Source organism: Bradyrhizobium sp. USDA 4486, from assembly GCF_054057995.1.
On sequence record NZ_JBSRZV010000001.1, the window covers coordinates 1327578 to 1354405 of the forward strand.

Sequence of the window (26828 nt, forward strand, 5' to 3'; positions counted from 1 at the left end):
TATCGTTCTCATGACGCTTGCCTTCGATGCGCCGCTTCCATCTGCATTCCCCGCGCCATGGAGATGCGGGGAAAGTAGTCGAGCAGTCGGAACAGCGTCTCGTCACAAGCAAAGCCATTGCTCGGGATGTCAGGCTTGTCTCTCAGGAAGGTGACCTTGCTTTTGCTCTCGAAGGCGGAGATGGCCGCCGCCGCAATTTGCGAGTAGGTGACATTGTCGGGGTGCACGCAAGGGTAGGTGCCTTCAATCTTCGTCGCAATGACGGCCGAGATGATTTTGGCTACGTCCTGCGCGTGAATGAAGTTCCGCAACGGGTCGTTCGAGCCAAGCAGATTGATGTCTTGATGGCCCTGGGCCTTGTCCATGATGGCGTACAGGAATGGCTGGTGCCTTCGAAACCCTGGTCCCACACCATAAATCTGCGAGGGCTTCAGGATCGCGACCGGCAGGTGGAATTCCCGGCTGCAAAACCGCGCGACGTCTTCCGAGTGCCTCTTTGAGAGCGAGTAAGCGCCGAAGAAGGGAGACGCGCTCCCGAGATCCGAAAAAATGCTGGAGATGTGCACGAGGTGCTTTGCACCTGCCTCCGAGGCGGCATGGCAGAGCTTCATCACACCAAGCACGTTAACATCCATCGCTTGCAGGATGTCGGTCGGTTCCCTGCCGCCGAAAGCCGCGGCCACGTTCACGACGCAGTCGATCCCGTCGGGAATTTGAAGGTCGCGCGAACTCAAGTCCAGTTCGACATCGCAGCCCTTGCGCCCAGCCGTCAGCAGCTCGCACCGTTCACGAAGAAGCGGGATGAGCGTCTGAGCCAGCGAAGAGGTCCCCCCAACGAGCAGGACTCTCATGATCGTGGCGGATCGACTGGAGTGAGCTGGGCCAGCATTCCACAGGACAGTTCCGGGTAGTCAATTCCGATCTCGCACATGGCCCGAATGATGTTGTCCGCGAGATTCAGCGACAGGAGCTGGCTGGTTGCGAGGGGCTTTAGATAGATACCTTCCAGTTTTTCAAGTTTGTAACCGGCATCGCTCACCAGCTTGGCGAGTGAGCTGACCGTAAAGTAGCGCTGATGCCCGAGGAGGAGATCGTTCTCCGAGAGAGCCTCCATGTCGGGCAGCATCCCCGCTAGATGGCCCACCCTCCGGTTCATGACCTCGGCGTTCGGGACCGCTACAAAAAGCTTGCCTGTAGCTGTCAGGAACTTTCTAAAACGCTTCAAGATCAAAAGGGGGTCGTCGACATGCTCGAGGATGAACCCCATGACGATGAGATCGAATCGTTCCTCGGTATCGAACTCCTCGAAGTAGGTTTCGATGACTTCGCTTCTGTTGTCCGGAAATTTCAGCTTGAAGTTCTGGATGACGGCGGGAGAGCCTTCGAGAACGACATGGCGCGCGCATCGGTCCGAGAAAATCTCGGTGGCAAAACCATGGCCCAGTCCCAGATCCAGAACGGAGCGCGGATCCTTGACGACGTGAGCAATCCGTTTCGGATACCAGGTCAGCAGAATTTCGTTGTCGAAATCGTAGATGTTCTTGCCTTGATAGGCCGCGACATGGACGTCCAGTTGATTGCTCGTGGTCAAATGACCGTCCTCTCCACCGAAGACCGGATCGAAAGACCGGACAAGGTGCGCCGGTCGCTATTTGCTGCCATACCAGCGCCCCCTTTGATTCGCCACGCGGCGCGGCGATGAGGCGAAGGCGGTGTCAAGCTTCGTGCAAGCTACAGGCCGGATAGTCGAAAGGCGGCGAGCTTTCCGAAGAGTTGGGAGGCGGGTTGCTGCCTGCTGTCCCATGATCTGGAAGGTCCCCGATGAATTATCACGACGGCACTCTCGCAACAGCAAACGAGATCTCGATGGAGCCGCGGTCGCTGACGCGGGATGAACATTATCAGATCTGCCTGCGGCACCTGAAGACGGGCGAGCTTGCACAGGCCGAAGCGCGTTGCCGGGAAGGGCTGGCCGCAGACGCAAACCAAGCCGGCTTGCTTCATCTGATGGCCGGTGTGTCGCTGCTCAACGGCGACTACGATGCCGCGATCCAGTGGGCCGGCCGCGCCCTCACGAACGAGATGAAGGCGACGTATCTTGCGACGTTCGGGGCCGCCCTGCAGGGCAAGGGGATGCAGGAGCAGGCGCTGGAAGCGTTTCAGCGCGCGGTGGAGCTCGATGCCGTCGATCCGTCAATCTGGGAGAACTATGGCCACGCCTTGAACAGGGCGGGGCACGGCAACCAGGCGAACCTGTGCTTCGTGATCGCGCGGGCCTACCAAAAAATGCCGTTCCTGGCGGAATGCCGTTCTGCTCGCCGCGGCGGCTGGAATGCCCTGACGGAGCAATTCAATCCTCACCTTCGCAACCTGGCGCGATCGGATGCGGCCCGCGATCCCATTCATTGCTTCTGGTCGGACATGCTGCTGAACGAGATGTCGTATCTCTCGCTTCAGTCGATGATCCGCCAGGGCCATCCGGTCAAGCTGTACACTTACGATGACGTAGCCATCATGCAGGCGGTCGTGCCGCCTGGAATCGTGGTGACCGACGCGGAGAGCGTCGTGCCGAAGTCGACCTACCATCATGCCCTCGTGCACAGCGAGGTCCGCTACTTCGGCGACATCTTCCGCTATGCCGTTCTTCAAGAGTTCGGCGGGTGGTGGCTCGATGCGGACATCGTCCTCCTCAAGCCATTGGATTTCGCATCGGAGCACGTGTTTTCCACGCAATGGTCGGGAGTCGAGAACGGCCATGTCTGCGTCGGCGGCGTGATGCGCGCGCCCAAGGGCTCGTTGCATATGGCCAATCTGTATGCCCTGTCGCTCCAGCGGCTTTTCAACGAGCGGCGGGTCGAATACGGCGCGGTGGGGCCGTTGCTGCTCAGCGAATATCTGCTTCTGTCTGACGACGAGCAGCTCCGGTCGTCGATCCTGCCGCCGACGGCCTTCAATGCGATCGACGGCTGCGAGATCGACTTGCTGGTCTCCGAAGGCCGGGACGGCTTCGAGATCTTGAGCGACCCCCGTGTTTCGGGCGTCCATCTCTGGGGAAAAATCTGGGCCGAGCGAGGGCTGCGCGTCGATGCTGTCCCCGACCAGAGCGTGGCGGCTTATCTCAAGAGGCTCGTACGCGAGCCGAATTAGTCGGTAGAGCTCGCGGCGCTTGGGATGCTGAGGCGCAAGGCGCAGCGGCACTAAAGCATGATCCGGAAAAGTGCGAAGCGGTTTTCCGGAAAGATCATGCGCAAACAACAACCTAAAGTGCGATGACGATTCATCCCGATCTCATCGCGGTTTAGTCGATCATCTCGGCCTTGGTGCTGATCTGGTTCGGCCCGTTCCGGTCGCGCCAGAACCAGACGGTCACGACGCCGGAACGGCCGCGCACCTGAGTGAGCAGAGGGCCGGACAGGATGCCCTCTGGAGCGCCCTGGAAGTCGGCCGCATCTAGCAGCGTGTCGGTCAGCGCGAGCCGCGCACAGTTCTGCGCGGCCACTTCCATCAGGCGGCTCGCGACATTGACGGTGTCGCCCGTCGCGGTGATGTGCTGATGGCTTTCGCCGAGACGGGAGGCGATGATCGGGCCGAAATGCGCGCCCATCTTGAATCCGAGCTGACCGCGGATCGCCGATGGCAGCGCAGCGATCCAGCGATCGACGCTGCGATAGATGTCAATCGAGCACTTCAGCGCGCGCGCCGCATCGTCGGGCATCGCGCCGGGCAGGCCGAACAGGATCATGGCGCCGTCGCCAAGGAATCCGGTGATCATGCCGCCGCAATCGACCGCAGCCCTGTCGATCAGCGCGTGAAATGCCCTCAGCAGATCCTGGAGCTCGTCCGGATCGATCTTCTCGCTCAGCGTCGTGAATCCGGAGAGGTCGATAAAGACAACCGCCGCGTCTTGCCGGACCGGCTTCAACAGGAAATTCGGATCGCGTGCCAGCCACTCCTGCACGGCGGGTGCCTGCAATTGCGCCAGCGACTGGCTCTTGGCGGCGAGATATTGCGTGCGGCGGCCGCCCGCCCACAGCTGCACGCCGGCAAACACCGCAAGCGGCGGCACCGCGGCGGCGAGCGTGGTTGCGGCATTCAGCCAGATGCCGTGCGTGAACGCGAACAGATTGAGCCCAGCCCAGGCGATCATCACGATAGCCGCCGCCATGATGCCGAGCGCGCTGCGCCGCCAGGCGAGCAGGCCGACCAGCAGCATCGGCAGCAGGATCGCGGTGAGCGCGTCGGCGATGTGGACCTTGCGGTCGCGCACGATGCCGTCGCCGGCGACGAGATGGGTGATCGCGGTCGAGACCACCTCGACGCCGGGCATCAGGGAATCGAACGGCGTCGGATAGAAGTCGCCGCCGCCGGCGACCGCGGCGCCGATCACGACGATGCGGTTCTCGATCGCGGCGCGATCGAGCGTGCCGTCGAAGATGCTCTGCGCGCTGACGGTGCGGATGGTGCGGCGCGGGCCGTAATAGGTGATCGGCAGCGCAAAGTCGGTGTCGGTCGGCACCGCGCGGTCGCCGAGCATGAGATGGTCCGGCGCGATCGTCAGCGGCTTGTCCAGCGCGCGCGTCGCCACGCGCAGCGGGAACGACAGCTCGACCGTGTCACGCGTCCGGAACAGCATTGGCACCGACAGCGGCGAGCCGGATTGGCCCGTCGCGACATTGACGACGCCGACCTCGGCATGGTTGGCGAAGGCGGGCAGCGGCAGCAGGAAGCGCTCGGCCTGCGGCAGGACGGCGAGAGGACCTTCGCTGCCGGACTCCACGGTCTCGCTGGCGGACGGGAAGATCGCGGCGGCGGCGAGCACGATCGGGCCCGTGGCGAGCGTGTTCGCCAGCGTGGCATCGCCGATCGCGGCGCTGCGGTCGACCAGCAGCAGGTCGATCGCGACCACCTTCGGCTTGAACTGCACGATGGTGTCGACGACGCGGGCGAGATCGGCGCGCGGCAGCGGATAGCTGCCGCCGCGCTTGATCACGGTGTCGTCGATCGCGACGATGGTGACGAGATCGGGCGGATGCTGCACCCCGCGAACCTGGGTCCGCAGATCGGTCAGCGTTGCCTCGATCCGGTCGAGAAACTGCAAATGGCCGCTGGCGTGAGCAGCATAGATGCCCGCGCCCCACAGCGCGGTGAGAACGAGTGCCACCAGGATCTGAACGCGTCGGCTACTCATGCGGTCGCTTTGCAATCTTCTCTTGTCCCAAATCTCATTTGCCGGCCCTACCGGCCCAGGCCTTTCGTCCGGACCTTATTGTCCGAGTCTTGCCATCAGCGCGTCGACACGCGCCTGGCCCCACGTCTTGACCGTCAGCGGAGCGGTTGCCTCGACATCGACGCCTTCGCCGGGGCCTAAAACGACGCCGCGCCCGCGAGCTCTGGGGCTCACGCCGACACGGCCATCCGCAACGAACACGGAGGTCTTGGCCTCGGCGACATCGACCGCCCATTTGGTGCCACGCACGGCGGCGATCGCCTGCGGCGTCAGCACCTTGAAGGGGTTGCCGCCGGGTTTCTTGGGCACCTCGACCAGCAGCGCCTTGCTGCTCAACTCCAGGGAGTCAATATGTCCGTCGCGGTTGGCGTCCTTAAGTTCAAATCTGGCGCCATTTTCCGCAACGATGGTGATGCCGTTGTCGCAACGCCAGAGTTGCGTGCCGGCGGCCGCTGGCGATGCGCTGCAGCCCGCACGGGCTGCAGGCTGTGCAATCGCGGATCCAATCGACAGGAACGACCATGCCAACGCCAAAAACCCGGCGCGCGAAAACCTTCTCATGCCAGCCTCCGTTTTGCGTGCTTGGCACAGTTCAAGGCGATGTTCGATACGGCACCGTATCACACGCAGAGGCTGCTGAAAAGTGCCGCTCTCGCAGCTATTTTCTCGCTGCGGTATTTTCCAGTGCGGCACGATCAACTTTCAGTCAGGGCGCCGTGTTGTGTGAGCACTCAATCTCCTGTCTCTCCCCGTACTCACGGAGAGAGGGTGGGGCGAGGGGCTGTTTCCGCGCATGCGGTAAGAGTTGAACTCGCGGAGGCTCCCCTCACCCGCAGGCGCGGGAGAGGCGAAGATCGAGATAGCGCGCACCAGCCTCGCGCAACGCTTCTCCGCTATTGTGCGGGTATTGAAGACCACGAAAAGGACTTGGTTGGTGCGTTTAGAGAGGCGGCCTGAAGAGGTCCGCTGACCGCGCCGATTAGGCCGAGAATTATGGTTAACAGACGCGCCTAAGTCCGTAGTTCTGCGGGCGTTTTTCTCGAAATGGCACAGCGTTAACGAGTTGCCCCATATCTGCCCGAACTTAATCCGCATTTAACTAAAAGTCGCCTTAATGACGCTCCGACCTCCTGCGAGATGCTGTTCCCGGATCGTGACCAGCGGCACTTCGAAGGGGGACTGAGTGACACCGTCCTGGACGCAAGGCGAATGAGTACGAGTATCGCTGCGCAGAGTAACGCGGCACGGAAGTCCAACAATTCTGGCAAGCATTCACATCGGAAGCCTTCCCGGAAAATGACCACCCAAAACGTGCTTGGCGCGGCTGTGATCGGCTGCGTCGTGCTTGCCGGCTGGACCGTCTACAACAACATCTTCGCCGCCAGCGTCTACCCGTCCGTCGGCAGCGCCGGTTACAACGAGCCCGTGATCAAGCGCGCGCCCAAGGTCGCGATGCGCGAGGCGGGCGAGGCCATCAAGGAAGCTTTTGCGCTGCTGCCCGACCGCTTGCAGGTCGCAGCCCCGATCTCGCGCGAGATGTTCAACGAGCGCTTCGCCGCGGCTGCCACGCAAGGCGTGGAGTCGAATGCGGCCAGTGCCGCGCCTGAGACCAAGGTCGCCGAGGCCCCGAAGCAGAGCGTGATCGCCAAGGTCGCCGAAGCGCTGAAGCCGGCGGCTCCTGCCAAAACTGCGGATGCCGCGAAGGCCAAGCGCGCCACGGATGCACAGATGCAGCTGGCTTCGGCCGATCCGGCCGAGATCGTGCCGGCGCCCGAGGCCAAGCCGAAATCGTTCGCCGACCGCGCCAAGGCCGCGGTGATGTCGATCACCGGGCCGCGGCAGTCGATGGTGGAAAAGCTCTGGGGCAAGCGTGAACCGTCCGGCGGGCTGCTCGCCTATGCCTCCGCCGATGCCAGCGTGACCGCCGTCATCGCGCCGAAGGAGCAGAACCCGATGTTCGGCGGCGCGCCGCCCTATGAGCGCGACACGGCGGTCTACGACATCACCGCCAAGACGGTTTACCTGCCCGATGGCACCAAGCTCGAGGCGCATTCCGGCCTCGGCTCCAATCTCGACGATCCGCGCTCCTCGAAAGTCCGCATGCGCGGCGTGACGCCGCCGCACATCTACACGCTGAAGCCGCGCGAAGCGCTGTTCCACGGCGTGCCGGCGCTGCGCCTGACCCCGATCGGCGGCGAGAGCGCGATCTACGGCCGCGACGGCCTGCTCGCGCACACCTTCATGCTTGGGCCGAACGGCGACTCCAACGGCTGCGTGTCGTTCAAGGACTATTACGCGTTCCTCGACGCCTACCGCAACAAGGGCATCCGCAAGCTCGCGGTGCTGGCACGGGTCGACTAAAGCCTGATCCGGACCCGGAGGGCCGCGTTAGCGCAAAGTGCGAAGCGGTCTTTCAAAGCGCGATGCGCTTTAGGACGTTCAAGTCATCGTCTTGCGCAGCGCCATCTCGATCGCGATCGCCTCTTTCATGGCAGGCCGCGCCTGCATGCGCGCAAGATAAGCCGCCAACGACGGCCATTGCGCGATGTCGATCCCGGCGGGGCGGAGCAGCAGCAAGGCCCAGGCGAGGTGCGCATCGGCGACGGTGAACCTGTTGCCGACCAGGAATTCGCGCTCCGTCAGATGCGCTGACGGCACCTGCAACGTCTGCACGATCCTTGTCCGCGGCTTCGCCAGCGAGCCGTCGTCCTGATACCAGAAGGTCGGAAACAGGAACGCCTTGTGGATCTCGGCGCCGGTGAAGCTCAGCCATTCCTGCAGGCGGTAGCGGTCGGGCTCACTGGGGCGGGGCGCGAGACCCGCCTCCGGCTTCAGATCGGCGATGTACTGCAGCACCGCCGCGCTCTCGGTCAGCCGCTCGCCGTTCTCCAGCACCAGCACCGGCACCGCGGCCTTCGGTGAAATCCTGTGGAAATCGCCGTCGTCAACGACCTTCTTGGTCTGGAGCTGCACCAGATGATAGCGCGCCTCGAGGCCCGCTTCCATCAGCGCGATCCGGCTCGCAAGCGAGCAGGCCATCGGCGAGAAATAGAGTTGCAGCATCGCGTTGCTCCATCATCTCAGCGCGTCGCCGCGCGCGATGATCGCGAAGCGGTCGGATAACTCGGCGAGCGCGACCTCGTGGATGGTCCGGGCGTTGAGCGTGCCGCCGAAGCCGTCGGGCAGGTCGCGCGTGGCACAGGCGTCAGCATCGATCGTGGTGCGAAAGCCGAGGTCGAGGGCGGCACGGGCGGTGGAGGAGACGCACATATGCGTCATGAAGCCGGCCAGCACGATGTTCTTCCTGTCGGTTGCGGCAAGGCGCGCCTGCAGATCGGTGCCCGCAAAGGCGTTCGGCAGCTCCTTCTCGATCACCAGCTCGCCGGCACCGGGGCTCAGTTCGGCGACGATGGCGCCGCGATCGGCGCTGCGGTCGAACAGGCCGCCCGCCTTGCCGCGATGGGCGATGTGGATGATGGCGGAGCCGGCCTCGCGGGCGCGTGACAGCAGGGCGCTAGCCTGCGCGATCGCGGGCTTGGCGTCGGGCAGGGCGAGGGGCCCTGCGAGATATTCGTTCTGGATGTCGATCAGCACCAGTGCGGCCTCGCCAAGACGCGCTGGGTTGAGGTCGGCGTCGGCGAGCTGCAGCAGGGTCTTTGCGGTCGTCATGATCTCTGAAATCTCCGGAGGCAAGATGCTTTCGGAACATAGCGCCGGCTATGCCTGCTGTTGTGCAGGGATATTGCAGCGGGCGGCTGCGATATTGCAGGCAGGCGCGGGGCGATATAGCCTCGAACGATGAACTGGGACGATCTTCGCATCATCGCCGCCGTCAGGGACGAAGGCACTTATGCCGGCGCCAGCGCGCGGCTGCGCATCGACGAGACCACGGTCGGGCGCAGGCTGTCACGCATCGAGCGTGCGCTTGGTCTCCGTCTGTTCGAGGCGGCCGACGGCGCCCGCAGGCCGACGCGCAGTTGCGAAGCGGTGCTGGCGCATGTCGAGGCGATGGCTGCACATGCCGCCGAGATCGGTCGTCTCAGTGAGAGCCTCGAAGGTCCGGTGGGACGCCTGCGCATCGCCTCCACCAACACGGTCGCCGAGGAGGTGCTGTCGCCGCGCGCGAGCGAGTTCCTGCGCGCCAATCCCGGCCTGACGCTGCAATTCCTCACCTCGAGCGAGAACGTCAGGTTCTCGCGCTGGGAGGCCGATCTCGCCATCCGCCTGCGCAAGCCCGACAAGGGTGATTTCGCGATCTCGAAGCTCGGCGAAATTCGCATTTACTATTTTGAGCCCGTCACGACCGAGGGCGAGCCGATGTTGTGCGCCTATCCGGACGAGCTCGGCGCCATCCCCGAGACGCAATTCCTGCGCACCAGGAAAGCCCGCGCGCGCTGCGTCACCGACAACGTCCGCGTCATCCGCAACCTGATCCGCGCGCATCAGGCCAGCGGCGTGCTGCCGGAATATGTTTGCGCGGACCTGCTCGGTGATCGCCGCCTGCGCGCGACGCTGCTGCCGAAGCCGCGCGACGTCTGGCTGCTCGTGCAAAATCATCTCAAGCGCGACGCCGCGACACGCGTCACCATCGACTGGGTGAGGGCCTGTTTCCAGGAGACGTCACGGAGTTGACGTCGCCGGCTCGGCCTGCGGGACCGACGATGCCACGAAAGTCAGGCGCTGGCGTGAGACGCTGCCGAACGGCGCGTCCTACGTCACCTATGACTGCACCGACAACGGCCATCTCGACAACACCAACGTCTTCACCGTTCCGCCGGGCCATTTCTTCGTGCTCGGTGATAACAGAGACAACTCCAGCGACAGCCGCATGGCAGCGATGGGCTTCATCCCCATGGACAATCTCGTCGGCAAGGTAACGCGAATCTTGTGGTCGCTCGACGAAAACGGCGAGCCGCACATGGAGCGGCTCGGGAAGGTGTGGTGAATGACCGCCATAAACAAAAACCCCGGCATCGCTGCCGGGGTTTCGCAAGTCTCGAGGTGGTTGGACCTTAGAAGTCCATGCCGCCCATGCCGCCACCGGGGGGCATCGCCGGGCCGGCGCCGCCCTTCTTGGGCAGCTCGGCGACCATGGCTTCCGTGGTGATCAGGAGCGCGGCCACCGAGGCAGCGTTCTGGATCGCGGTACGGACCACCTTGGTCGGGTCGATGATGCCCTTCTTGACGAGGTCGGCATATTCGCCGGTCTGGGAGTCGAAGCCGTAATTGTAGGCCTTGTTCTCCAGGATCTTGCCGACGATCACCGAGCCGTCTTCACCAGCGTTGATCGCGATCTGACGAGCCGGTGCCGACAGCGCCTTGCGCACGATTTCGACGCCGGTCTTCTGATCGTCGTTCTTGGTGCGCAGGCCCTTGAGCTGCTCGGAGGCACGGAGCAGGGCGACGCCGCCGCCCGGGACGATGCCTTCCTCGACAGCCGCGCGGGTCGCATGCATCGCGTCATCAACGCGATCCTTGCGCTCCTTCACCTCGACCTCGGTCGCGCCGCCGACGCGGATCACCGCGACGCCGCCCGCCAGCTTGGCGAGACGCTCCTGGAGCTTCTCACGGTCGTAGTCCGAGGTGGTCTCCTCGATCTGCGCCTTGATCTGGGCCACGCGCGCCTCGATGTCGGCCTTCTTGCCGGCGCCGTTGACGATCGTGGTGTTCTCCTTGTCGATCATCACCTTCTTGGCGCGACCGAGCATGTTGAGCGTGACGTTCTCGAGCTTGATGCCGAGGTCTTCCGAGATCGCCTGGCCGCCGGTCAGGATCGCGATGTCCTGCAGCATGGCCTTGCGGCGATCGCCGAAGCCCGGAGCCTTGACGGCCGCGACCTTCAGGCCGCCACGGAGACGGTTCACGACCAGGGTCGCGAGCGCTTCACCCTCGACGTCCTCGGCGACGATAACCAGCGGCTTGCCGGTCTGCACCACGGCCTCGAGCAGCGGCAGCAGCTCGTTCAGCGAGGACAGCTTCTTCTCGTTGATGAGGATGTAGGCGTCGTCCATCTCAACGCGCATCTTGTCGGCGTTGGTGACGAAGTAGGGCGAGATGTAGCCGCGGTCGAACTGCATGCCCTCGACCACGTCGAGCTCGGTCTCGAGCGACTTGGCTTCCTCGACGGTGATGACGCCCTCGTTGCCGACCTTCTTCATGGCGTCGGCGAGGAACTTGCCGATCTCGGCGTCGCCGTTGGCCGAGATGGTGCCGACCTGGGCGATCTCGTCGTTCGAGGTGACCTTCTTCGAGTTCTTCTCGAGGTCGGCCACGACGGCCTCCACCGCGAGGTCGATACCGCGCTTGAGGTCCATCGGGTTCATGCCGGCGGCAACGGACTTCGCGCCTTCCTTCACGATCGCCTGGGCGAGCACGGTGGCGGTGGTGGTGCCGTCGCCGGCCGCATCGGCGGACTTGGAAGCGACTTCGCGCACCATCTGGGCGCCCATGTTCTCGAACTTGTCGTCGAGCTCGATCTCCTTGGCGACGGTGACGCCGTCCTTGGTGATGCGGGGAGCGCCGAACGACTTGTCGAGCACGACGTTGCGGCCCTTCGGACCGAGCGTGACCTTCACCGCGTTGGCGAGGACGTCGACGCCGCGCAGCATCTTGTCGCGCGCTTCAACCGAGAATTTGACTTCTTTGGCTGCCATCTGGAATTTTCCTTGAGGATGTTGACTGGAAGGGGAGAGGGGCTCTTAAGCCGCCTTCTTCTTGGAATCGCTGACCTCGAGAACGCCCATCACGTCGCTCTCCTTCATGATCAGCAGGTCCTGACCGTCGATCTTGACCTCGGTGCCGGACCATTTGCCGAACAGCACGCGGTCGCCGACCTTCAGGTCGATCGGGGTCAGCTTGCCAGCTTCGTCGCGGCCACCCGGGCCAACAGCGACGACTTCGCCCTGGGAGGGCTTTTCCTTGGCAGTGTCGGGAATGATGATGCCGCCAGCGGTCTTCTCTTCTGCGTCGATGCGCTTGACCACGACGCGGTCGTGAAGCGGACGGAATTTCATGCAGTCCTCCTAAACATTTGCACGAGTTGAGGATTTTGAGTTGTTAGCAGTCGTTGCCCGTGAGTGCTAGCACGGGCGACGCTGAAATAGGACAGGAATTTTGCGGGGGCAAGGGCTTCTAGCAGAAAAATCAGCACTCGAAAGCGCGGATTGCCAGATATTCTTTACCATCGTTAACCGGCCGCAGAGCCGCGTGGAGGCCGTTGGCGGACCGTATTAGCACGGAGCCGCATCTGCTGCTAACGCTTTGAATTTCAACAGCTTGTTAAACTTTTGGGCTTGAGATGGATTGTCAGTTTGCGTCACATTTCTCTCATGTGAGCGCATCGTTTCCGGGTGGCTCCCGGGGCACCGATCAAGCCACTCCCGAATGCGCTCCTGCAAAGGAGGTTTGGCATGGGACTGCGCGTTGGGGGCGTTTCCGAGGATTTCCGGAAACAGATGCTGGGTTACGGGCTGACGACGGCACAAATTCTCTACCGGATGCCGGATCACCCGTCGCTGCTCCAGACCTATGTCTGGCAGAACTACGATATGTTTCCGAAATTCCCGGCGCTGACCGACTTCCTGGCCTTCTGGCAGGAGAAGCTCGACGGGCCGCTGCACTCGGTCACGGTCGCGCATTCCAAGCTGATCAAACCCGCCGAACTGCGTTCCGTGGACGGCGTGTTCCGTCTGCATTGAGGCGAGCACCGGGCTTGTAGGGGGCAAAGGCGCGTAGGCGCCGTGCCCACCATCTCTCAGCGATCGCAACTGACATAGGTGGGCACGCTTCCGCCGTCGCTCTTGGAGCAATGGCGGACAAGTCGCTTTGCCCGCCCTACGGCATCTTGTTCTGTGCTAGCCTTTTCCCATAACAACAACGGGAGGCGGCCCATGGCCAAGAAGGCGAAATCGCGCAGCGCAGTCCAGACCGCGGTGAAGAAGCGGAGCGGCGCCAAAGCCGCTGCGCGATCTCCCGCGCGTAAGGCAGTGAAGACGAAAGCCCGCACGGTTGCGCCGAAAAAGCCTGCCCGTCCCAAGCAGCGCATCGCCATCAGCCACCACCGCGAGGAAGATTTCAAAGCCGACGGCCTGCGCGCTTACGCCAAATACCGCGACCTCGGCATCGCAGATGCCACTCACGGCCTGGCGCAAGCGCATGTGATCCGCCTGCAGGGTCCGTGCAATCCAGCGGAGGTGTCGAAACTGCATTTTCACGACGTCGAATTCCAGATGGTCTACGTGCTCAAGGGCTGGGTGAGGACCTACATGGAGGGGCAGGGCGAGACCCTGATGAAGGAAGGCAGCGCCTGGACCCAGCCGCCGAAGATCAAGCACATGATTTTGGATTACTCGGACGACGCGGAGCTGCTGGAGGTGATCTTGCCGGCGGAGTTCAGGACGGTCGAGTTGAAGGCGTAGGCACGCTCTCTCAGCCGTCATTCCGGCGCGCCCGCAGCGCGAACGCCACCGCCCCCAGCAAACACGTCGTCAGCGTTCCCGAGCGATCGCTAAAAAGCGACCGATCCGCGAAACCGCGAAGTTACCGATCGGATGGTTTCAGCCGCCCGGGAGGGCGGCGCTAACCAGTCGAAAACACCTCTTGCGTCAACTCAGGGCTGTGAACATGCAGGACATGCTTTCATGGCGACCAACACTTTTGGCCGACGCGGCGTCGTGGCGCCACCACCAAGTGGATCGTTTCAACGCGCATCGCTTCAACCCGTGGCCGCGCCGATCGCTCCTCGGCCCTTGCCCAGTGAGGGGACGCTCTTTGCCGACAACAAGCTGCTGGCCGATATCCCCTTCCTCACCATTGGCCTGATCTTCGGTCTGTTGCTGATCTTCGCCCTGCAACGCAGCCTGGCCATCGACGTTGCGCGCGACGGCTCACTCGATGTCCGCTCGCTGATCGCTTATGGCGCGACCAGCTATGATCTGGTGGTTGGAAGGGGAGAGTGGTGGCGGATCGGTCTCGCGCCGCTTCTGCATGGCAGCGATTGGCACCTCATTGGCAACTGCATTGCGCTGTTCATCGTCGGCGTCAGGTTGGAGCCTCTGATCGGCCGTGGCTGCTTTGCGCTGATCTTTGTTGCCAGTGCGCTAGCCGGCGAGGCCGCCTCGCTCCTCGGCAATGCGCCCGGCCAGCCGGGCGTCGGTGCGTCCGGCGCCATTACCGGCCTGATCGCCGCGCTGTTCGTCTCGAGCTTCGATCCCGAAGCGGACGCCGATCAGACGATGTCGAGGCTGAAGACGTCGCTCTTCTTCGGTGTTCCCGCACTGCTGCCGCTTGCCTTTGGCGCCTCCGGCAATGTCGACTATTTTGCCCATGCAGGCGGTGCGCTGGCCGGCGGCGCGCTTGCCGTCATGCCGTGGCTGCTGTTCTGTTCCTATGACAGCCTGCCGCGGAGCGCGAGCATGACGTTGCTTGCAGGATGCGTCGGATCTCTGATCTGCGCCGGCTTCGCCGCCGCTCATTTTGCGTCCTACATGGCCGACGCCAGACAGTATGTCCGGATCTCGGAATACCCGGACAAGGCTGGCGAAATGGCTGCCCGGTCCTTCGATCTGGTCACGCGCTACCCGAAAGACCCGAGGGCTCATTTTTTCCGTGCGGTCTACTTCCTGGAGCAGGAGAATCTCGGTGCCGCCGAGGTGGAAGTGCGGGCCGCCATGTCGCTCGCAGCCTCGGATGTAGCGGGCGGGCCGGTGCGCTCCGGGGCGCAGGGTTTGATGGCGGTGTTGCTGATGGTGCAGGGACGGACCGGCGAGGCGAAAGCCATGGCGGCCGAACCCTGCCGCGCCAAGATGGCTGACGTGCGTCGCATCTTGCAGAAGCAAAAATTGTGCGGTTGAGCGCCTCGGAATGACGGCGGAGCGACCTACGCGAGCACCCCCACCACCGCGCCCATCAGACACGTCGTCAACGTCCCCGATACGATCGACTTCAGCCCGAGCGCGTTGATCTCCTCGCGCCGCTCCGGCGCCATCACTCCCAGGCCGCCGATCATGATGCCGAGGCTGGCGAAATTGGCAAAGCCGCACATCGCATAGAGCATGATCAGGCGCGAGCGCGGATCGAGCGCGTCGGGCGGCAGTTTTGAGAGATCGACATAGGCGATCAGTTCGTTGAGCACGGTCTTGGTGCCCATCAGGCTGCCGGCGGTGATCGCCTGGTCCCAGGGCAGACCCATCAGCCAGCACACCGGCGCCATCACGAGGCCGAGCAGGCGCTGCAACGAGATCGCGGCGCCGCCGATATCCGGCAGTAATCCGAGCGCGGCGTTGACGAGGTAGACCAGCGCCACCAGCACCAGCAGCATCGCGACGATGTTGAGCAGCAGCTCGAGGCCGGCGGTGGTGCCCTTCACGATCGCGTCCATTGCGCTGGCGACGTCCATGTCAGGATCCTCCAGCGCGCCGCCGGTGCGCCTGTCACTCGTCTCCGGCACCATGATCAGGCTGACCAGGATCGCGGCGGGTGCGCCCAGCACCGAGGCGATGACGAAATGCGCGGCGGCGTCAGGAATCAGCGGTGCCAGCAGCGTCGCATAGAGCACCAGCACCGTTCCGGCGATGCCGGCCATGCCGCCGGTCATCACCAGGAACAATTCGCTGCGCGTCATCTGTTTCAGGTACGGCCGCACGAACAGCGGTGCCTCGACCATGCCGAGGAAGATATTGGCGGCGGTGGACAGGCCCACCGCGCCGCCGACCCCCAACGTACGTTCGAGCAGCCAGGCCATGCCGCGCACGATGGGCGGCAGCACCCGCCAGTAGAACAACAGCGTCGTCAGCGCGCTCATCACCAGCACGATCGGCAGCGCCTGAAAGGCCAGGATGAAATCGGCGCCCGGCGCCTTGAGGTCGAAGGGCAGGGGGCCGCCGCCGACATAGCCGAAGACGAAGGCGGAGCCGGCGCGGGAGGCCGCCGAGATCGCGCCGACCGCGTCGTTGATGGCGCCGAAGGCGTGCGCGACGACGGGCAGCTTCAACAGCACGAGCGCGGTGACGAAGGTCACGGCGAGGCCGATCCCGGCCTGCCGCAGCGAGAGGGCGCGCCGATTCTCCGCCAGCGCATAGGCGAGCAGCAGCAATGCGAAAATGCCAAGTGCCGATTGCAGCCGCAGCATGATGTCCCCAAACCCTCAATGATTATGGCCGCGGGTGCGTTGCAAACGCAATGCCGGATGGCCCTGGGGCCCGCCCGCTGTTGACAAGCTGGTCCGCGTCAGCCACGCGGGGCATCGTCAATACCAGGCGCGGATGGTCAGGAAGGTGAGCCAAAACGCAAGCGAAGCGCAGCCGTTACAGGCCAGTGCGCCGGTGACAGCCGGCCAGCTCCTCGCCCACCGCGCATTCCTATTCTTCCTGCTATCGCGCAGCCTGTCGCGATTCTCCAGCCAGATCGCGGCGGTCGCGATCGGCTGGCAGATCTACGATCTCACCGGCTCGGCCTTCGACCTTGGCATGGTCGGCCTCGTGCAGTTCCTCCCCACGGCGCTGCTGGTGTTCGTCGCCGGCCATGCCGCCGACCGTTTCGAGCGCAAGCGCGTGGTCCAGCTCTGCCAGCTCGCGGAAGCCGCGACCGCGCTGTACCTCGCTGTCATCACTTATCTCGGCGCGGTCGGCGAGGTGCAGATCTTCGTCGCGACCTTTGTGCTCGGCATCGCTGGCGCATTCGAGAGCCCGACCACCGCGGCGCTGCTGCCGCTGATCGCGCCGCGGGGCTCGCTCCAGCGCGCCACGGCCGTCTCCAGCGGCGCGGCACAGGTCGCGACCATCACGGGCCCCGCGCTCGGCGGCTTTGCCTACGCCATCGCGCCGCATCTGGCCTACGCCGTCATGGTGGTGTTCTGGATTTTGGGTATGATCCTGACCGGCTTCATCCGGCCGCGTCCGCAGGCGATCGCCGAGGAGGGGACGGAGTCTGACAACATCTTTGCAGGTGTTCGCTTCATCCGCAGCAATTCGGCGATCCTCGGCACCATCTCGCTCGATCTGTTCGCTGTGCTGTTCGGCGGTGTCACGGCGTTGTTGCCGATCTATGCCCGTGACGTTCTTCAGACCGGCCCGGTCGGGTTAGGGGTGCTGCGCGCGGCGCCCGCGGTCGGTGCGCTGCTGATGACTATGGTGCTGGCGCGTCACGCCATCTCCAGGCATGTGGGCTTGCGCATGTTCCAGGCCGTCATCGTGTTCGGCGTTGCCACGATCGTGTTCGCGTTGTCGCAGTGGATGTGGCTGTCGGTACTCTCGCTCGCCGTGCTGGGCGCCGCCGACACGATCAGCGTCGTGATCCGCTTCTCGCTGGTGCAGCTCGCCACCCCCGACGAGATGCGCGGCCGCGTCGGCGCGGTGAACTTCCTCTTCATCAATGCCAGCAATCAGCTGGGCCAGTTCGAGAGCGGCCTGACGGCCGCGCTGTTCGGCGCGATGCCCGCTGCCGTGCTCGGCGGTGTTTGCACGGTCGCGGTGGCGCTGCTCTGGATGAAGCTGTTCCCGAGCCTGCGGCAGGTGGAGAGTTTGGAGTAGGCGAAGGTCTCGTGTCCCGGACAAGCTGCAACGCGTCAGCGTTGCGGCGCAGAGCCGGGCCCCAAGGCCAATCACGAGATCGCTAAGGCATGGGCCCCGGCTCTGCAGCGCGTCATTGCATGCCGCGCTACGTCCGGGGCACGAGAGCGGTTCTGGACTAGCCCCGTCCCACGAACGGCATCTTCGTCGCCATCACCGTCATGGTCAGCACGTTGGCATCGAGCGGCAGGCCGGCCATGTAGGCAACGGCATCGCCGACCGCCTTCGCGTCCATGCGCGGCTCGTGCTTGGTGGTGCCGTCGGGCTGCAGCACGCCGGGGCCGTTGACCATGCGGTCGGTCATTGGCGTTGCGGCATTGCCGATGTCGATCTGGCCGACCGCGATGTCGTACATGCGGCCGTCGAGGTTCGAGGCCTTGGTCAGGCCGGTGATGGCGTGCTTGGTCGAGGTGTAGGCCGCCGAGAACGGCCGCGGCGCATGCGCCGAGATCGAGCCGTTGTTGATGATGCGGCCGCCGCGCGGGTTCTGGTCCTTCATGATGCGGAAGGCGTGCTGGGTGCACAGGAACGGGCCGGTGAGGTTGGTGTTCACCACCGCCTGCCACTGCTCGAGGCTGAGGTCCTCGAAATTGACGGCCGGCGCGCCCATGCCGGCATTGTTGAACAGCACGTCGAGGCGGCCATAGGTCGCCTTCACCTTGTCGAACAGCGCGGCAATGGAATCCGGCTTGGTCATGTCGGCGGTGACGCACAGGCTTTTTCCCGCGGGGCCGAGCTTTGCGGTCTCCTCGAGCATATCGAGGCGGCGGCCTGCGAGCACCACGGTGAAGCCGGTGTTCATCAGCGCCAGCGACGCGGCGCGCCCGACGCCGGTGCCGGCGCCCGTCACCAATGCGATCTTTTTCGCTTCACTCATCGTTTCCTGCCTTTTCTCTTGCTGTCAGGTTTTGGGTTCTTTGTCGTTCTTGTAGGGCGGCCGCGGGATGTTCTGATGCGCCGCGCGCAAGGCCGCCGACCAGCGCGAGCGCAGGTCGTGGAAGTAGGGCTCGCCCGCCTCGATGCGGTGGTTGAGATCGGCATCACAGGCATCCGAGCGCACCACCAGCACGTCGATCGGCAGGCCTACGCCGAGATTGGAACGCATCGTCGAGTCCATCGAGATCAGGCCGGTCTTCAGCGCCTCGTAGAGCTCGACGTCGTAATGCATGGCGCGGTCGAGCACCGGCTTGCCGTATTTGTGCTCGCCGATCTGAAGGTACGGCGTGTCGGTGGTGCACTCGATGAAATTGCCCGCGGTGTAGACCATGAACAGACGCATCCGCGCGCCCTTGATCTGGCCTCCGAACAGGAAGGAGACGTCGAACGATACGTCCTCGGATTTCAGCGCCGGACCTTCGGTGGCGTGGACCGCCCGGATCGCCCGGCCGATGCGCTGGGCGGCCTGGAACATGGTCGGCGCGTTCATCAGCGTCTCGATCTCGCCCGTGTTGGGGTCCTCGAGGCCTTCGGTCAGGGTAGACAGCACCGACTGGCTGATGGCGAGGTTGCCGGCGCTGGCGATCGCCATGATGCGCTCGCCGGGCTTTGAGAAGATGTGCAGCTTGCGGAAGGTCGAGACGTTGTCGAGTCCGGCATTGGTGCGGGTATCGGCGATCATCACCAGACCGTCCCGAACCAGGATTCCGCAGCAATAGGTCATTTCCAGTCCCCGAACGCGTTTGCGCGGAATTACTAGCCAATTTCGGGGAGGCATGAAACCCCCGATTCCCGCGGGCTAGGCTGGCGCTCCGGGGCGCGCGCAGCGCTAGCCCGGAATGCGTTGGGGCGCAGAGTTCGCGGATGAATGGATGCTCAGGTGCGCAATTGCGCACGGTGGTTCGCGCTACGCGCGCCCGGGAATGGCACCTAGCTCTGCCGCTGGGACTGCGATTGCGACTGGCCGCCGCGGCCGGCCTGGTCGACCTTGACCGCCACCGTCAGCGTCTCCGTGCCGCCGCCATAGCGGGTGCCGCGCACGGGGGCTGCGCCGAGATAGTCGAGCCCGATCGCGACGCGGACATGGGCCTCGGTGGCGCAGATGCTGTTGGCGGGATCGAAGCCGACCCAGCCGAGGTCGGGCACATAGGCCTCCGCCCAGGCGTGGCCGGCATCCTGATGCACCGTGCCGTCGGCGCGCAGGAAATGGCCGGAGACGAAGCGTGCCGGCACGCCGCCGGTGCGGGCGCAGGCGATGAAGATGTGCGCGTAGTCCTGGCAGACGCCGCGCTTGAGCGTGAACGCTTCGGCCGCAGAGGTGCCGCTGTTGGTCGGGTCCTCGTCGAAGGTCATGTGCTCGCTGATCTGCGTCATCAGCGTGTGCAGGAAGCCGAGCGTGTCGCTCTCGGCCTCGCTGCGCAGCTGGCGCGCCACCGCCGTCATGGCCGGATTGACCGAGGTGAGGTCGGTCGTGCGCAGGAACATGCCGGCCGGAAAGCGCTCGTCGGCGCCGCGCAGCACGCCGCCAGTGTCGTGAGTCTCGATCAGCCCCTCGGCGGTGATCTTGATGTCGCCGACGGGGCCGCAGGACAGCACATGGGTGACGTTGCCGAACGCGTCTTCGTGGGTGTCGAGCTTGGTGTCGGTCGAGACGTCGATCTGCCACTCCGCCACATATTGCCCGTCATGGCTGCCGGGCGTCATGCGCAGGATCTGGATCACGCTGGTGGCCGGCGGCTCGTAGCGATAGGTCGTGGTGTGCTGGATTCGCAGGCGCATGGTTTTCAATTCCGTCATTCCGGGGCGGTCGCAGGACCGAACCCGGAATCTCGAGATTCCGGGTTCGCGCTGCGCGCGCCCCGGAATGACGATGAGTGAGAGTTCCTGTTCGACTAGATCAAATACTGCTTCGTGATGATTTCGCCCAGCCTGGAATTATCCGCGATGAATTCCTGAATGAATTCATGCACGCCGTGCTGGAAAATGTCGTTCATGTTGCTGTGTTCCAGCCGGTTGCGGATGCCGCGGGCGTGGCGCTGGGCCGGACCCTGGCGGCCATAGGCGACGCCGATCTGGTCGAGGTTGCGTACGAGATTGCCGTAGCAGCTGGCAAGCGAGCGCGGCAGCGTGTCGTTGAGGATGAGCAGGTCCGCGATCAGCCACGGCTTCAGCGTCTCGCGATAGACCCAGTGATAAGCCGTCAGCGCCGAGACCGAGCGCAGGATGGAGCTCCACTGGTAGAAGTCGAGCGGTCCGCCGACATGCTCCTCTTCGGGCAGCAGCACGTGGTACTTCACGTCGAGAATGCGCGCGGTGTTATCGGCGCGCTCGAGATGCACGCCCATCCGCGAGAACCAGTAGGCGTCGTTACGCAGCATGGTCCGGTAGGCCGAGCCGTCGAAGCGCAAGGAGGTCTCCTGCACGAAGCGCAGGAACTTTGCGAGATCCTCGCGCGTCGAGGTGCCCTTGCTCCACACCGCCTGCAGCTCGATCCAGGCCGAGTTGATGGTGTCCCACATCTCGCTGGTGAGCGCGGTGCGCACCGAGCGCGAGTTCAGCCGCGCCGCCTCGATGCAGTTCCGGATGGACGACGGATTGTCGGCCGAGAACGAGAGGTAGTCGACGACGTTGTGCTCGTTGGCTTCCTCGTAGGTCTGGTAGAAGCTGGCGGCGACGCCGGCGGTGAGCAGCGCGGAGTCCCATTCGTTGGTCTTGCCGATATAGGCGGCCGGCAAGGCGGTGACGCGCAAGGTCGCATCGATGGTGCGCGCGAGATACTCGGCCCGTTCGACGTAGCGGGCGAGCCAGTAGAGGTTTTCGGCGGTACGCGACAGCATTCTCTCTACTCGTCCAAAATCCAGGTGTCTTTGGTGCCGCCGCCCTGGCTCGAATTCACCACGAGCGAGCCTTCCTTCAACGCGACGCGCGTCAGTCCGCCCGGCACGATCGTGGTGCGCTTGCTGCCGGTCAGCACGAAGGGCCGCAAGTCCACATGGCGCGGGGCAAGGCCGGAGGCCGTGCAGGTCGGGCAGGTCGAGAGCGCCAGCGTCGGCTGGGCGATAAAGCCCTCCGGCTCGCGCTTGAGCTTTTCGCGGAACGCTTCGATTGTCGCCTTGGTCGCGGCGGGGCCGATCAGCATGCCGTAGCCGCCGGAGCCGTGCACTTCCTTGACGACGAGCTCGCTCAGATTGTCCAGCACATAGCCGAGATCCTTCGGCTCGCGGCAGCGCCAGGTCTGCACGTTCTTCAGGATCGGCTCCTCGCCGAGATAGAATTTCACGATATCCGGCATGTAGGAGTAGATCGCCTTGTCGTCGGCGATGCCGGTGCCGACCGCGTTGGCGAGCGTGATGTTGCCGGCCGCATAGGCCGACATCAGTCCGGGGACGCCGAGCACGGAATCGGGACGGAAGGTGAGGGGATCGAGGAAGTCGTCGTCGACGCGGCGATAGATCACGTCGACCCGCTTCAGCCCTTCCGTCATCCGCATGAACACTTCGTTGTTCTTGACGATGAGGTCGCGGCCTTCGACCAGCTCGATGCCTAGCTTGTCGGCCAGGAACGAGTGCTCGTAATAGGCGGAATTGTAGACGCCCGGCGTGAGCAGCGCGACGGTCGGCTCGCTGGATGCGCTGTGCGGCGCGACCGAGCGCAAGGCCGCGAGCAGCTCGTCGGGATAGCGTTCGACCGGCGCCACCTTGTGGCGGGCGAACAGGTCCGGAAACAGCCGCATCATGATCTCGCGGTTTTCCAGCATGTAGGACACGCCGGAGGGCGTGCGCGCATTGTCCTCCAGCACGATGAAGTCCTCGGCGTCGACCCGGACGATGTCGATCCCGGCGATGTGCACGTAGACATCGTGCGGCACCTGCTGGCCGTTCATCTCGGGGCGGAACACCGGGTTCTGGAAGATCAGATCGTCGGGGACGACCTCGGCGCGAAGGATGTCGCGGCCGTGATAGATGTCGCGCAGGAACATGTTCAGCGCCTTCACGCGCTGCTTCAGGCCCTTCTCCAGCAGCGCCCATTCCTTGCCGGACATGATCCGCGGGATCACGTCGAACGGGATCAGGCGCTCGGTGGATTCGGAATCGCCATAGACCGCGAAGGTGATGCCGATCCGGCGGAACAGGAGCTCGGCTTCCTGCCGGCGATATTCGAGCGCCTCGGGAGGCGTCTCCTTGAGCCAGCGTGCCAGCTCCTGATAGGCGGGGCGAAGGTCCCCGCCGGGAATATTCATTTCATCAAACGCGACTGCCATAGATCCCGACTTGTCTCCGCAAGGCGTTGCGCCATTCGACAGGTCGCGAGGCCCTTGGTGAAGACCACAACGTCCTGGCCATGCGGCAAGAGTGCATGACTTTCATGTGGTAGCAAGGGCCGGGCCAGCGCGATAAGCATGGTGGAGGGGCATTTGCCGGGATGACTGGCGGCTTGCCTGAAAAAATGGCTGAGGGCTGCTTATTTCGGCAGCAAAACCGCGTGACTTCAACGCGTTACCTCGGCAAAGTCGGGACCACAGGTGAGGGACTGAAGGCATGAGCGAGATCGTCACGGCGGGCATTCTGGTCATCGGGGATGAAATCCTGTCCGGCCGTACCAAGGACAAGAATATCGGCTTCATCGCCGAATACCTGACCAACATCGGCATCGATCTGAAGGAAGTCCGGATCGTCTCAGACGACGAGGCCGATATCATCGCCGCGTTGGATGCACTGCGGCATCGCTACACCTATGTCTTCACCACCGGCGGCATCGGGCCGACCCATGACGACATTACCGCCGACAGCGTCGCCAAGGCCTTTGGCGTCGGCATCGACCATCACCCCGAGGTGGTTGCCCGTTTCCGCGAGCGCTGGAGCGAGCAGGATCTGAACGAAGCCCGCCTGCGCATGGCCCGCATCCCCGACGGCGCCGAGCTGATCCAAAGCGCGACCATCCTGGCGCCCGGCTTCAAGATCGGCAATGTCATCGTGATGGCCGGCGTGCCCTCGATCATGCAAGCGATGATGGACATCGTCGCGCCCAAGCTGAAATCTGGCGTGCGCATGCTCTCCGAATCGGTCCGCGCCAATGCGCGGGAGGGCGACATCGGCGGCCCGTTGCGGGCGATCGCGGCCGCTCATCCCGACACCATCATCGGCAGCTATCCGTTCATGGACGAAGAGCAGAGGCCGAACACCAACCTGGTGGTGCGCTCGCGCGATGCGGATAAGCTGGCGGCCGCGATGGCAGCCGTGAAGGAAATGCTGGCGGGATTGAACATCACCCGCTAGCAAACTGCCCGCGGACCAATGGCAGGAGACGACAATGGCTGGTGAAGCACCGGAACTGAATGCGCAGGAGAAGGCCGGCAAGGCCTTCCCGGTGTCCTGGGACCAGTTCCACCGGGATTGCCGAGCGCTGACCTGGCGCCTCAACGAGGTCGGCCCGTTCCACGCGGTGATCGCGATCACCCGCGGCGGCCTGGTGCCGGCCGCGATCGTTGCGCGCGAGCTCGGCGTGCGCGTGATCGATACGGTCTGCATTGCCAGCTACGACCACAACAAGCAGGGCGAGCTGCAGGTGCTCAAGGGCATCTCGGAAGCCGCGATGAAACTGGGCAATGGCACCGGCAAGGGGCTGTTGATCGTCGACGACCTCGTCGACACCGGCAAGACCGGCCGAATGGTACGCGAGATGCTGCCTGATGCGCATTTCGCCACGGTCTATGCCAAGCCGATGGGACGTCCGCTGGTCGACACCTTCATCACCGAGGTGTCGCAGGACACGTGGATATTCTTCCCGTGGGACACCGCGCTGTCGTACCATCCGCCGCTGCGCGACGGGGCGGCGTAGTTTTTCTTCGCCTCTCCCCGCGTGCGGGGAGAGGCCGCGCCGAAGGCGCGGGTGAGGGGGACTCTTCGCGAGTCCAGCTCTCACCGAGTTTGCGGAGGCTCCCCCTCATCCCGACCTTCTCCCTGCACGCGGGGAGAAGGAGAAGAGTTGCGCCCCATGCCCCTGCAAAACCGCGTCACTCCCACCGGCGACATCATCGCCACCCCCCATCGCGGCATGTTCACCGGCAATCGCGGCATCATCCATGATCCCGCCACCAAGACGCTTCTGAAGAAGCGCTGGTCGTCACCGGCTTGGCTCACCTGCACCTGCGAATTCCGCGGCCGCCATCGCGAGGTGATGGCGCAGCGAAGCTGGACCGAGCTGTTCTTCCTGGACGAGGCTACCGCGCTCGCTGCCGGTCATCGCCCCTGTTTCTATTGCCGCCGCGACGAGGCCAATCAGTTTCGGACCGCATGGGAGAAGGGCAACCATGTGCATGACGTCCGCATGCACGACATCGACACGGTGCTGCATCACGAGCGGCTCGACCAGGGCAGGAAGCGGCTGCATGCGCTGCTGGTGCCACTCGACCAGCTCCCTGACGGCGCGATGGTGCAGCAGGGCGAGGAGAGTTTTCTGGTGGTGCAGGGCAGGGCGTTCCTGTGGTCGCCGGCGGGTTATGTTGCCGATGCGCGCGAACTTGAAGGCGCCCAGTTGCTGACACCACCTTCGACGCTGCGCGCCATGAATGGCGGCTATCAGGCCACACTACATCCGAGTGTACGGTGCGCTCCCTCCGCTGCAAGGGGGGAGGGAACGTAGCGCGGCGCGTGGCCTATTTGAGCGGCCGTCCCTGTTCGTCGACCGTCGTGCGCGCGTCGCGCAGCGCCCATTCGCGGATGATCTGGCGGCAGCGGGTGAGTTCGGCCTCGCTGACGCTGCCGGCCGCCTTTTCCGCACGCTCCACCATCGTCTTGCAGCTGAGCATCACGGAGCGATCCTCCGCGTGCGCAGGCAAGCTGATGGCCGCAAAGGCTGCGGCGACGAACAGCGTCCGAGCGTCCACCATCAGCCGAGCTTCTTGCGCGCCAGCGCGGCGCCGGCGCCGAGCGCCATCAGCTTGGCTTCGGCGATCTCGCGCCGCATCGGCGCCATGCCGCAGTTGGTGGTGGCGATGATGTTGCTCTTGGGCACGAACTTCGACACTGCCTCGATCACCTGAACGACGTCCTCGGCGGTCTCGACCGTGTCGCTGGCGACATCGATGACGCCGGCCTGCACGATCTTGCTCTTGAGCAGCGCGAGCAAGTCGAGCGGCACTTTCGAGTTGCGGCACTCGATCGCGACCTGCTGGATCGGGCTGGCGTCGATCGCCGGAAAGATCTGCTCGTACTGCCGCCATTGGCTGCCGAGTGTCTCCTTCCAGTCGGTGTTGGCCTTGATGCCGTAGCCGTAGCAGATGTGCACGGCGGTGGTGCAGGTCAGGCCCTGCGCCGCACGCTCCAGCGCCTTGATGCCCCAGTCGTTGACCTCGTCCATGTAGACGTTGAAGGCGGGCTCGTCGAACTGCACGAGATCGACACCGTCGGCCTGCAATGCCTTGGCTTCCTCGTTCAGCAGTTCGGCGAAGGCGAACGCCATCTTGACGCGGTCGCCGTAGTAGCGGTCGGCGATGGTATCGATGATGGTCATCGGGCCGGGCAGAGTGAATTTCAGTTTCTTCTTCGTGTGCGTGCGCGCCACTTGCGCCTCAAAGGCGTGGACGCGGCCCTTGAGCCGGAGCGGGGCGACCACTTGCGGCACCATCGCCTTGTAGCGGTCTTTGCGGATGCCCATCTCGACCTTGTGGGCGAAATCGATGCCCTCGATCTTCTCCAGAAAACCGTGCACGAAATGCTGCCGGGCCTGCTCGCCCTCGGTGACGATGTCGATGCCGGCGTCTTCCTGGACCTTGAGCCAGATCAGTGTCGCGTCGCGCTTGGCGCGGATCAGCTCGTCGCCTCCGGACTTCCAGGGCGCCCAGAGCATATTGGGCTCGGCGAGCCATTCCGGCTTCGGCAAGGAGCCGGCGATCGTGGTTGGAAACAGCATGGCGGCCCTCCCGGCAGGTTGAGTTGCGCCCCTTCCTGCCATGTCTTAACGTCGCGGTACAGAACGACGAAAGTCGGCCGCAGGTCCAGGCGGGAAAGAAATGGGCCTCCGCTCTCTCCACGTCGTTGCGAGGAGCCCTTGCGACGAAGCGATCCAGAGTGCTTGGGAAAAGTCCGGATTGCTTCGCT

The 26828-nt window shown here is 64.1% G+C and carries 27 protein-coding genes; 11 read left to right on the forward strand and 16 right to left on the reverse strand.

Annotation, left to right across the window (positions count from 1 at the left end):
• Nucleotides 1–8: 8 nt before the first annotated feature.
• Both ACVWY3_RS06435 and ACVWY3_RS06440 read right to left on the reverse strand, forming a co-directional pair.
• Nucleotides 9–851, reverse strand: a complete 843-nt coding sequence (locus ACVWY3_RS06435; protein WP_456837716.1) for an NAD-dependent epimerase/dehydratase family protein — start codon at nucleotides 849–851, stop codon at nucleotides 9–11.
• Nucleotides 848–1591, reverse strand: coding sequence for a class I SAM-dependent methyltransferase (locus tag ACVWY3_RS06440; RefSeq protein ID WP_456837717.1), 744 nt, complete (start codon nucleotides 1589–1591; stop codon nucleotides 848–850). The genes ACVWY3_RS06435 and ACVWY3_RS06440 overlap by 4 nt, the downstream gene beginning before the upstream one ends.
• 230 nt (nucleotides 1592–1821) lie before the next feature.
• Here ACVWY3_RS06440 and ACVWY3_RS06445 point away from each other — a divergent pair, with 230 nt between their 5' ends.
• Nucleotides 1822–3147: a hypothetical protein gene (locus ACVWY3_RS06445; protein WP_456837718.1), complete on the forward strand. Its 1326-nt coding sequence runs from the start codon at nucleotides 1822–1824 to the stop codon at nucleotides 3145–3147.
• A 151-nt stretch (nucleotides 3148–3298) separates the two neighbouring features.
• Here ACVWY3_RS06445 and ACVWY3_RS06450 read toward each other — a convergent pair whose 3' ends face one another.
• The gene (locus ACVWY3_RS06450; protein ID WP_456837719.1) at nucleotides 3299–5188 is read right to left on the reverse strand and encodes a CHASE2 domain-containing protein; all 1890 of its coding nucleotides are present in this window, start codon (nucleotides 5186–5188) and stop codon (nucleotides 3299–3301) included.
• Between the two features lie 75 nt (nucleotides 5189–5263).
• Nucleotides 5264–5788: a FecR domain-containing protein gene (locus ACVWY3_RS06455; protein WP_456843302.1), complete on the reverse strand. Its 525-nt coding sequence runs from the start codon at nucleotides 5786–5788 to the stop codon at nucleotides 5264–5266.
• A gap of 735 nt (nucleotides 5789–6523) precedes the next feature.
• On the opposite strand from ACVWY3_RS06455, the gene ACVWY3_RS06460 reads away from it, so the two are divergent.
• Nucleotides 6524–7588: a DUF2778 domain-containing protein gene (locus ACVWY3_RS06460; RefSeq protein WP_456837720.1), complete on the forward strand. Its 1065-nt coding sequence runs from the start codon at nucleotides 6524–6526 to the stop codon at nucleotides 7586–7588.
• A gap of 78 nt (nucleotides 7589–7666) precedes the next feature.
• Here the strand turns inward: ACVWY3_RS06460 and ACVWY3_RS06465 are convergent, their stop codons facing one another.
• Together ACVWY3_RS06465 and ACVWY3_RS06470 are read right to left on the reverse strand one after the other, a co-directional pair.
• Nucleotides 7667–8290: a glutathione binding-like protein gene (locus ACVWY3_RS06465; protein ID WP_456837721.1), complete on the reverse strand. Its 624-nt coding sequence runs from the start codon at nucleotides 8288–8290 to the stop codon at nucleotides 7667–7669.
• 12 nt (nucleotides 8291–8302) lie between these two features.
• Nucleotides 8303–8896, reverse strand: coding sequence for a cysteine hydrolase family protein (locus ACVWY3_RS06470; protein WP_456837722.1), 594 nt, complete (start codon nucleotides 8894–8896; stop codon nucleotides 8303–8305).
• 129 nt (nucleotides 8897–9025) lie between these two features.
• Between ACVWY3_RS06470 and ACVWY3_RS06475 the strand changes: the two genes are divergently transcribed.
• Together ACVWY3_RS06475 and ACVWY3_RS06480 are read left to right on the forward strand one after the other, a co-directional pair.
• Nucleotides 9026–9859, forward strand: coding sequence for a LysR family transcriptional regulator (locus tag ACVWY3_RS06475; RefSeq protein WP_456837723.1), 834 nt, complete (start codon nucleotides 9026–9028; stop codon nucleotides 9857–9859).
• Nucleotides 9860–10016: 157 nt separating this feature from the next.
• Complete coding sequence (locus ACVWY3_RS06480) at nucleotides 10017–10172, forward strand: S26 family signal peptidase (RefSeq protein WP_456837724.1); 156 nt, start codon at nucleotides 10017–10019, stop codon at nucleotides 10170–10172.
• 67 nt (nucleotides 10173–10239) lie between these two features.
• Here the strand turns inward: ACVWY3_RS06480 and groL are convergent, their stop codons facing one another.
• Both groL and ACVWY3_RS06490 read right to left on the reverse strand, forming a co-directional pair.
• Nucleotides 10240–11880, reverse strand: coding sequence for a chaperonin GroEL (gene groL, locus ACVWY3_RS06485; RefSeq protein ID WP_057029537.1), 1641 nt, complete (start codon nucleotides 11878–11880; stop codon nucleotides 10240–10242).
• Nucleotides 11881–11925: 45 nt separating this feature from the next.
• Entirely contained in the window at nucleotides 11926–12240 is a 315-nt protein-coding gene (locus ACVWY3_RS06490) for a co-chaperone GroES (RefSeq protein WP_456837725.1), read from the reverse strand.
• 396 nt (nucleotides 12241–12636) lie between these two features.
• On the opposite strand from ACVWY3_RS06490, the gene ACVWY3_RS06495 reads away from it, so the two are divergent.
• From ACVWY3_RS06495 to ACVWY3_RS06505, 3 genes are all read left to right on the forward strand, one after another.
• On the forward strand, nucleotides 12637–12924 hold the full coding sequence (locus ACVWY3_RS06495) for an usg protein (RefSeq protein ID WP_456837726.1): 288 nt from the start codon (nucleotides 12637–12639) through the stop codon (nucleotides 12922–12924).
• Between the two features lie 192 nt (nucleotides 12925–13116).
• Complete coding sequence (locus ACVWY3_RS06500; RefSeq protein WP_456837727.1) at nucleotides 13117–13644, forward strand: cupin domain-containing protein; 528 nt, start codon at nucleotides 13117–13119, stop codon at nucleotides 13642–13644.
• Nucleotides 13645–13866: 222 nt separating this feature from the next.
• Nucleotides 13867–15078, forward strand: a complete 1212-nt coding sequence (locus ACVWY3_RS06505) for a rhomboid family intramembrane serine protease (protein ID WP_456837728.1) — start codon at nucleotides 13867–13869, stop codon at nucleotides 15076–15078.
• A 26-nt stretch (nucleotides 15079–15104) separates the two neighbouring features.
• Here ACVWY3_RS06505 and ACVWY3_RS06510 read toward each other — a convergent pair whose 3' ends face one another.
• On the reverse strand, nucleotides 15105–16355 hold the full coding sequence (locus ACVWY3_RS06510) for a NupC/NupG family nucleoside CNT transporter (protein WP_456837729.1): 1251 nt from the start codon (nucleotides 16353–16355) through the stop codon (nucleotides 15105–15107).
• Nucleotides 16356–16488: 133 nt separating this feature from the next.
• Here ACVWY3_RS06510 and ACVWY3_RS06515 point away from each other — a divergent pair, with 133 nt between their 5' ends.
• Nucleotides 16489–17754: an MFS transporter gene (locus tag ACVWY3_RS06515; protein ID WP_456837730.1), complete on the forward strand. Its 1266-nt coding sequence runs from the start codon at nucleotides 16489–16491 to the stop codon at nucleotides 17752–17754.
• Nucleotides 17755–17911: 157 nt separating this feature from the next.
• On the opposite strand, the gene ACVWY3_RS06520 is transcribed toward ACVWY3_RS06515, so the two are convergent.
• The 5 genes from ACVWY3_RS06520 to ACVWY3_RS06540 form a co-directional block, all read right to left on the reverse strand.
• Nucleotides 17912–18670: an SDR family oxidoreductase gene (locus ACVWY3_RS06520; RefSeq protein ID WP_456837731.1), complete on the reverse strand. Its 759-nt coding sequence runs from the start codon at nucleotides 18668–18670 to the stop codon at nucleotides 17912–17914.
• Nucleotides 18671–18694: 24 nt separating this feature from the next.
• Nucleotides 18695–19453, reverse strand: a complete 759-nt coding sequence (locus ACVWY3_RS06525; protein ID WP_456837732.1) for a peptidase — start codon at nucleotides 19451–19453, stop codon at nucleotides 18695–18697.
• A gap of 206 nt (nucleotides 19454–19659) precedes the next feature.
• The gene (locus tag ACVWY3_RS06530; protein WP_456837733.1) at nucleotides 19660–20508 is read right to left on the reverse strand and encodes a transglutaminase family protein; all 849 of its coding nucleotides are present in this window, start codon (nucleotides 20506–20508) and stop codon (nucleotides 19660–19662) included.
• A 113-nt stretch (nucleotides 20509–20621) separates the two neighbouring features.
• Nucleotides 20622–21566 carry an alpha-E domain-containing protein gene (locus tag ACVWY3_RS06535; RefSeq protein ID WP_027560128.1) on the reverse strand — a complete coding sequence of 315 codons (945 nt, stop codon included), beginning with the start codon at nucleotides 21564–21566 and terminating at the stop codon, nucleotides 20622–20624.
• A gap of 5 nt (nucleotides 21567–21571) precedes the next feature.
• Nucleotides 21572–22990, reverse strand: a complete 1419-nt coding sequence (locus ACVWY3_RS06540) for a circularly permuted type 2 ATP-grasp protein (protein WP_456837734.1) — start codon at nucleotides 22988–22990, stop codon at nucleotides 21572–21574.
• A 277-nt stretch (nucleotides 22991–23267) separates the two neighbouring features.
• Here ACVWY3_RS06540 and ACVWY3_RS06545 point away from each other — a divergent pair, with 277 nt between their 5' ends.
• The 3 genes from ACVWY3_RS06545 to ACVWY3_RS06555 all read left to right on the forward strand — a co-directional run bounded on the left by ACVWY3_RS06545 (nucleotide 23268) and on the right by ACVWY3_RS06555 (nucleotide 25371).
• On the forward strand, nucleotides 23268–24005 hold the full coding sequence (locus ACVWY3_RS06545) for a competence/damage-inducible protein A (RefSeq protein WP_456837735.1): 738 nt from the start codon (nucleotides 23268–23270) through the stop codon (nucleotides 24003–24005).
• Nucleotides 24006–24039: 34 nt separating this feature from the next.
• Nucleotides 24040–24567: a xanthine phosphoribosyltransferase gene (gpt, locus tag ACVWY3_RS06550; protein ID WP_027560125.1), complete on the forward strand. Its 528-nt coding sequence runs from the start codon at nucleotides 24040–24042 to the stop codon at nucleotides 24565–24567.
• A 156-nt stretch (nucleotides 24568–24723) separates the two neighbouring features.
• On the forward strand, nucleotides 24724–25371 hold the full coding sequence (locus ACVWY3_RS06555) for a hypothetical protein (protein WP_456837736.1): 648 nt from the start codon (nucleotides 24724–24726) through the stop codon (nucleotides 25369–25371).
• 13 nt (nucleotides 25372–25384) lie between these two features.
• Here the strand turns inward: ACVWY3_RS06555 and ACVWY3_RS06560 are convergent, their stop codons facing one another.
• Nucleotides 25385–25618, reverse strand: coding sequence for a hypothetical protein (locus ACVWY3_RS06560; protein ID WP_456837737.1), 234 nt, complete (start codon nucleotides 25616–25618; stop codon nucleotides 25385–25387).
• Nucleotides 25618–26640 (reverse strand): methionine synthase, encoded by a 1023-nt coding sequence (locus ACVWY3_RS06565; RefSeq protein ID WP_456837738.1) that lies wholly within the window; start codon nucleotides 26638–26640, stop codon nucleotides 25618–25620. Before ACVWY3_RS06565 ends, ACVWY3_RS06560 begins: the two co-directional genes overlap by 1 nt.
• Between the last annotated feature and the right edge of the window lie 188 nt (nucleotides 26641–26828).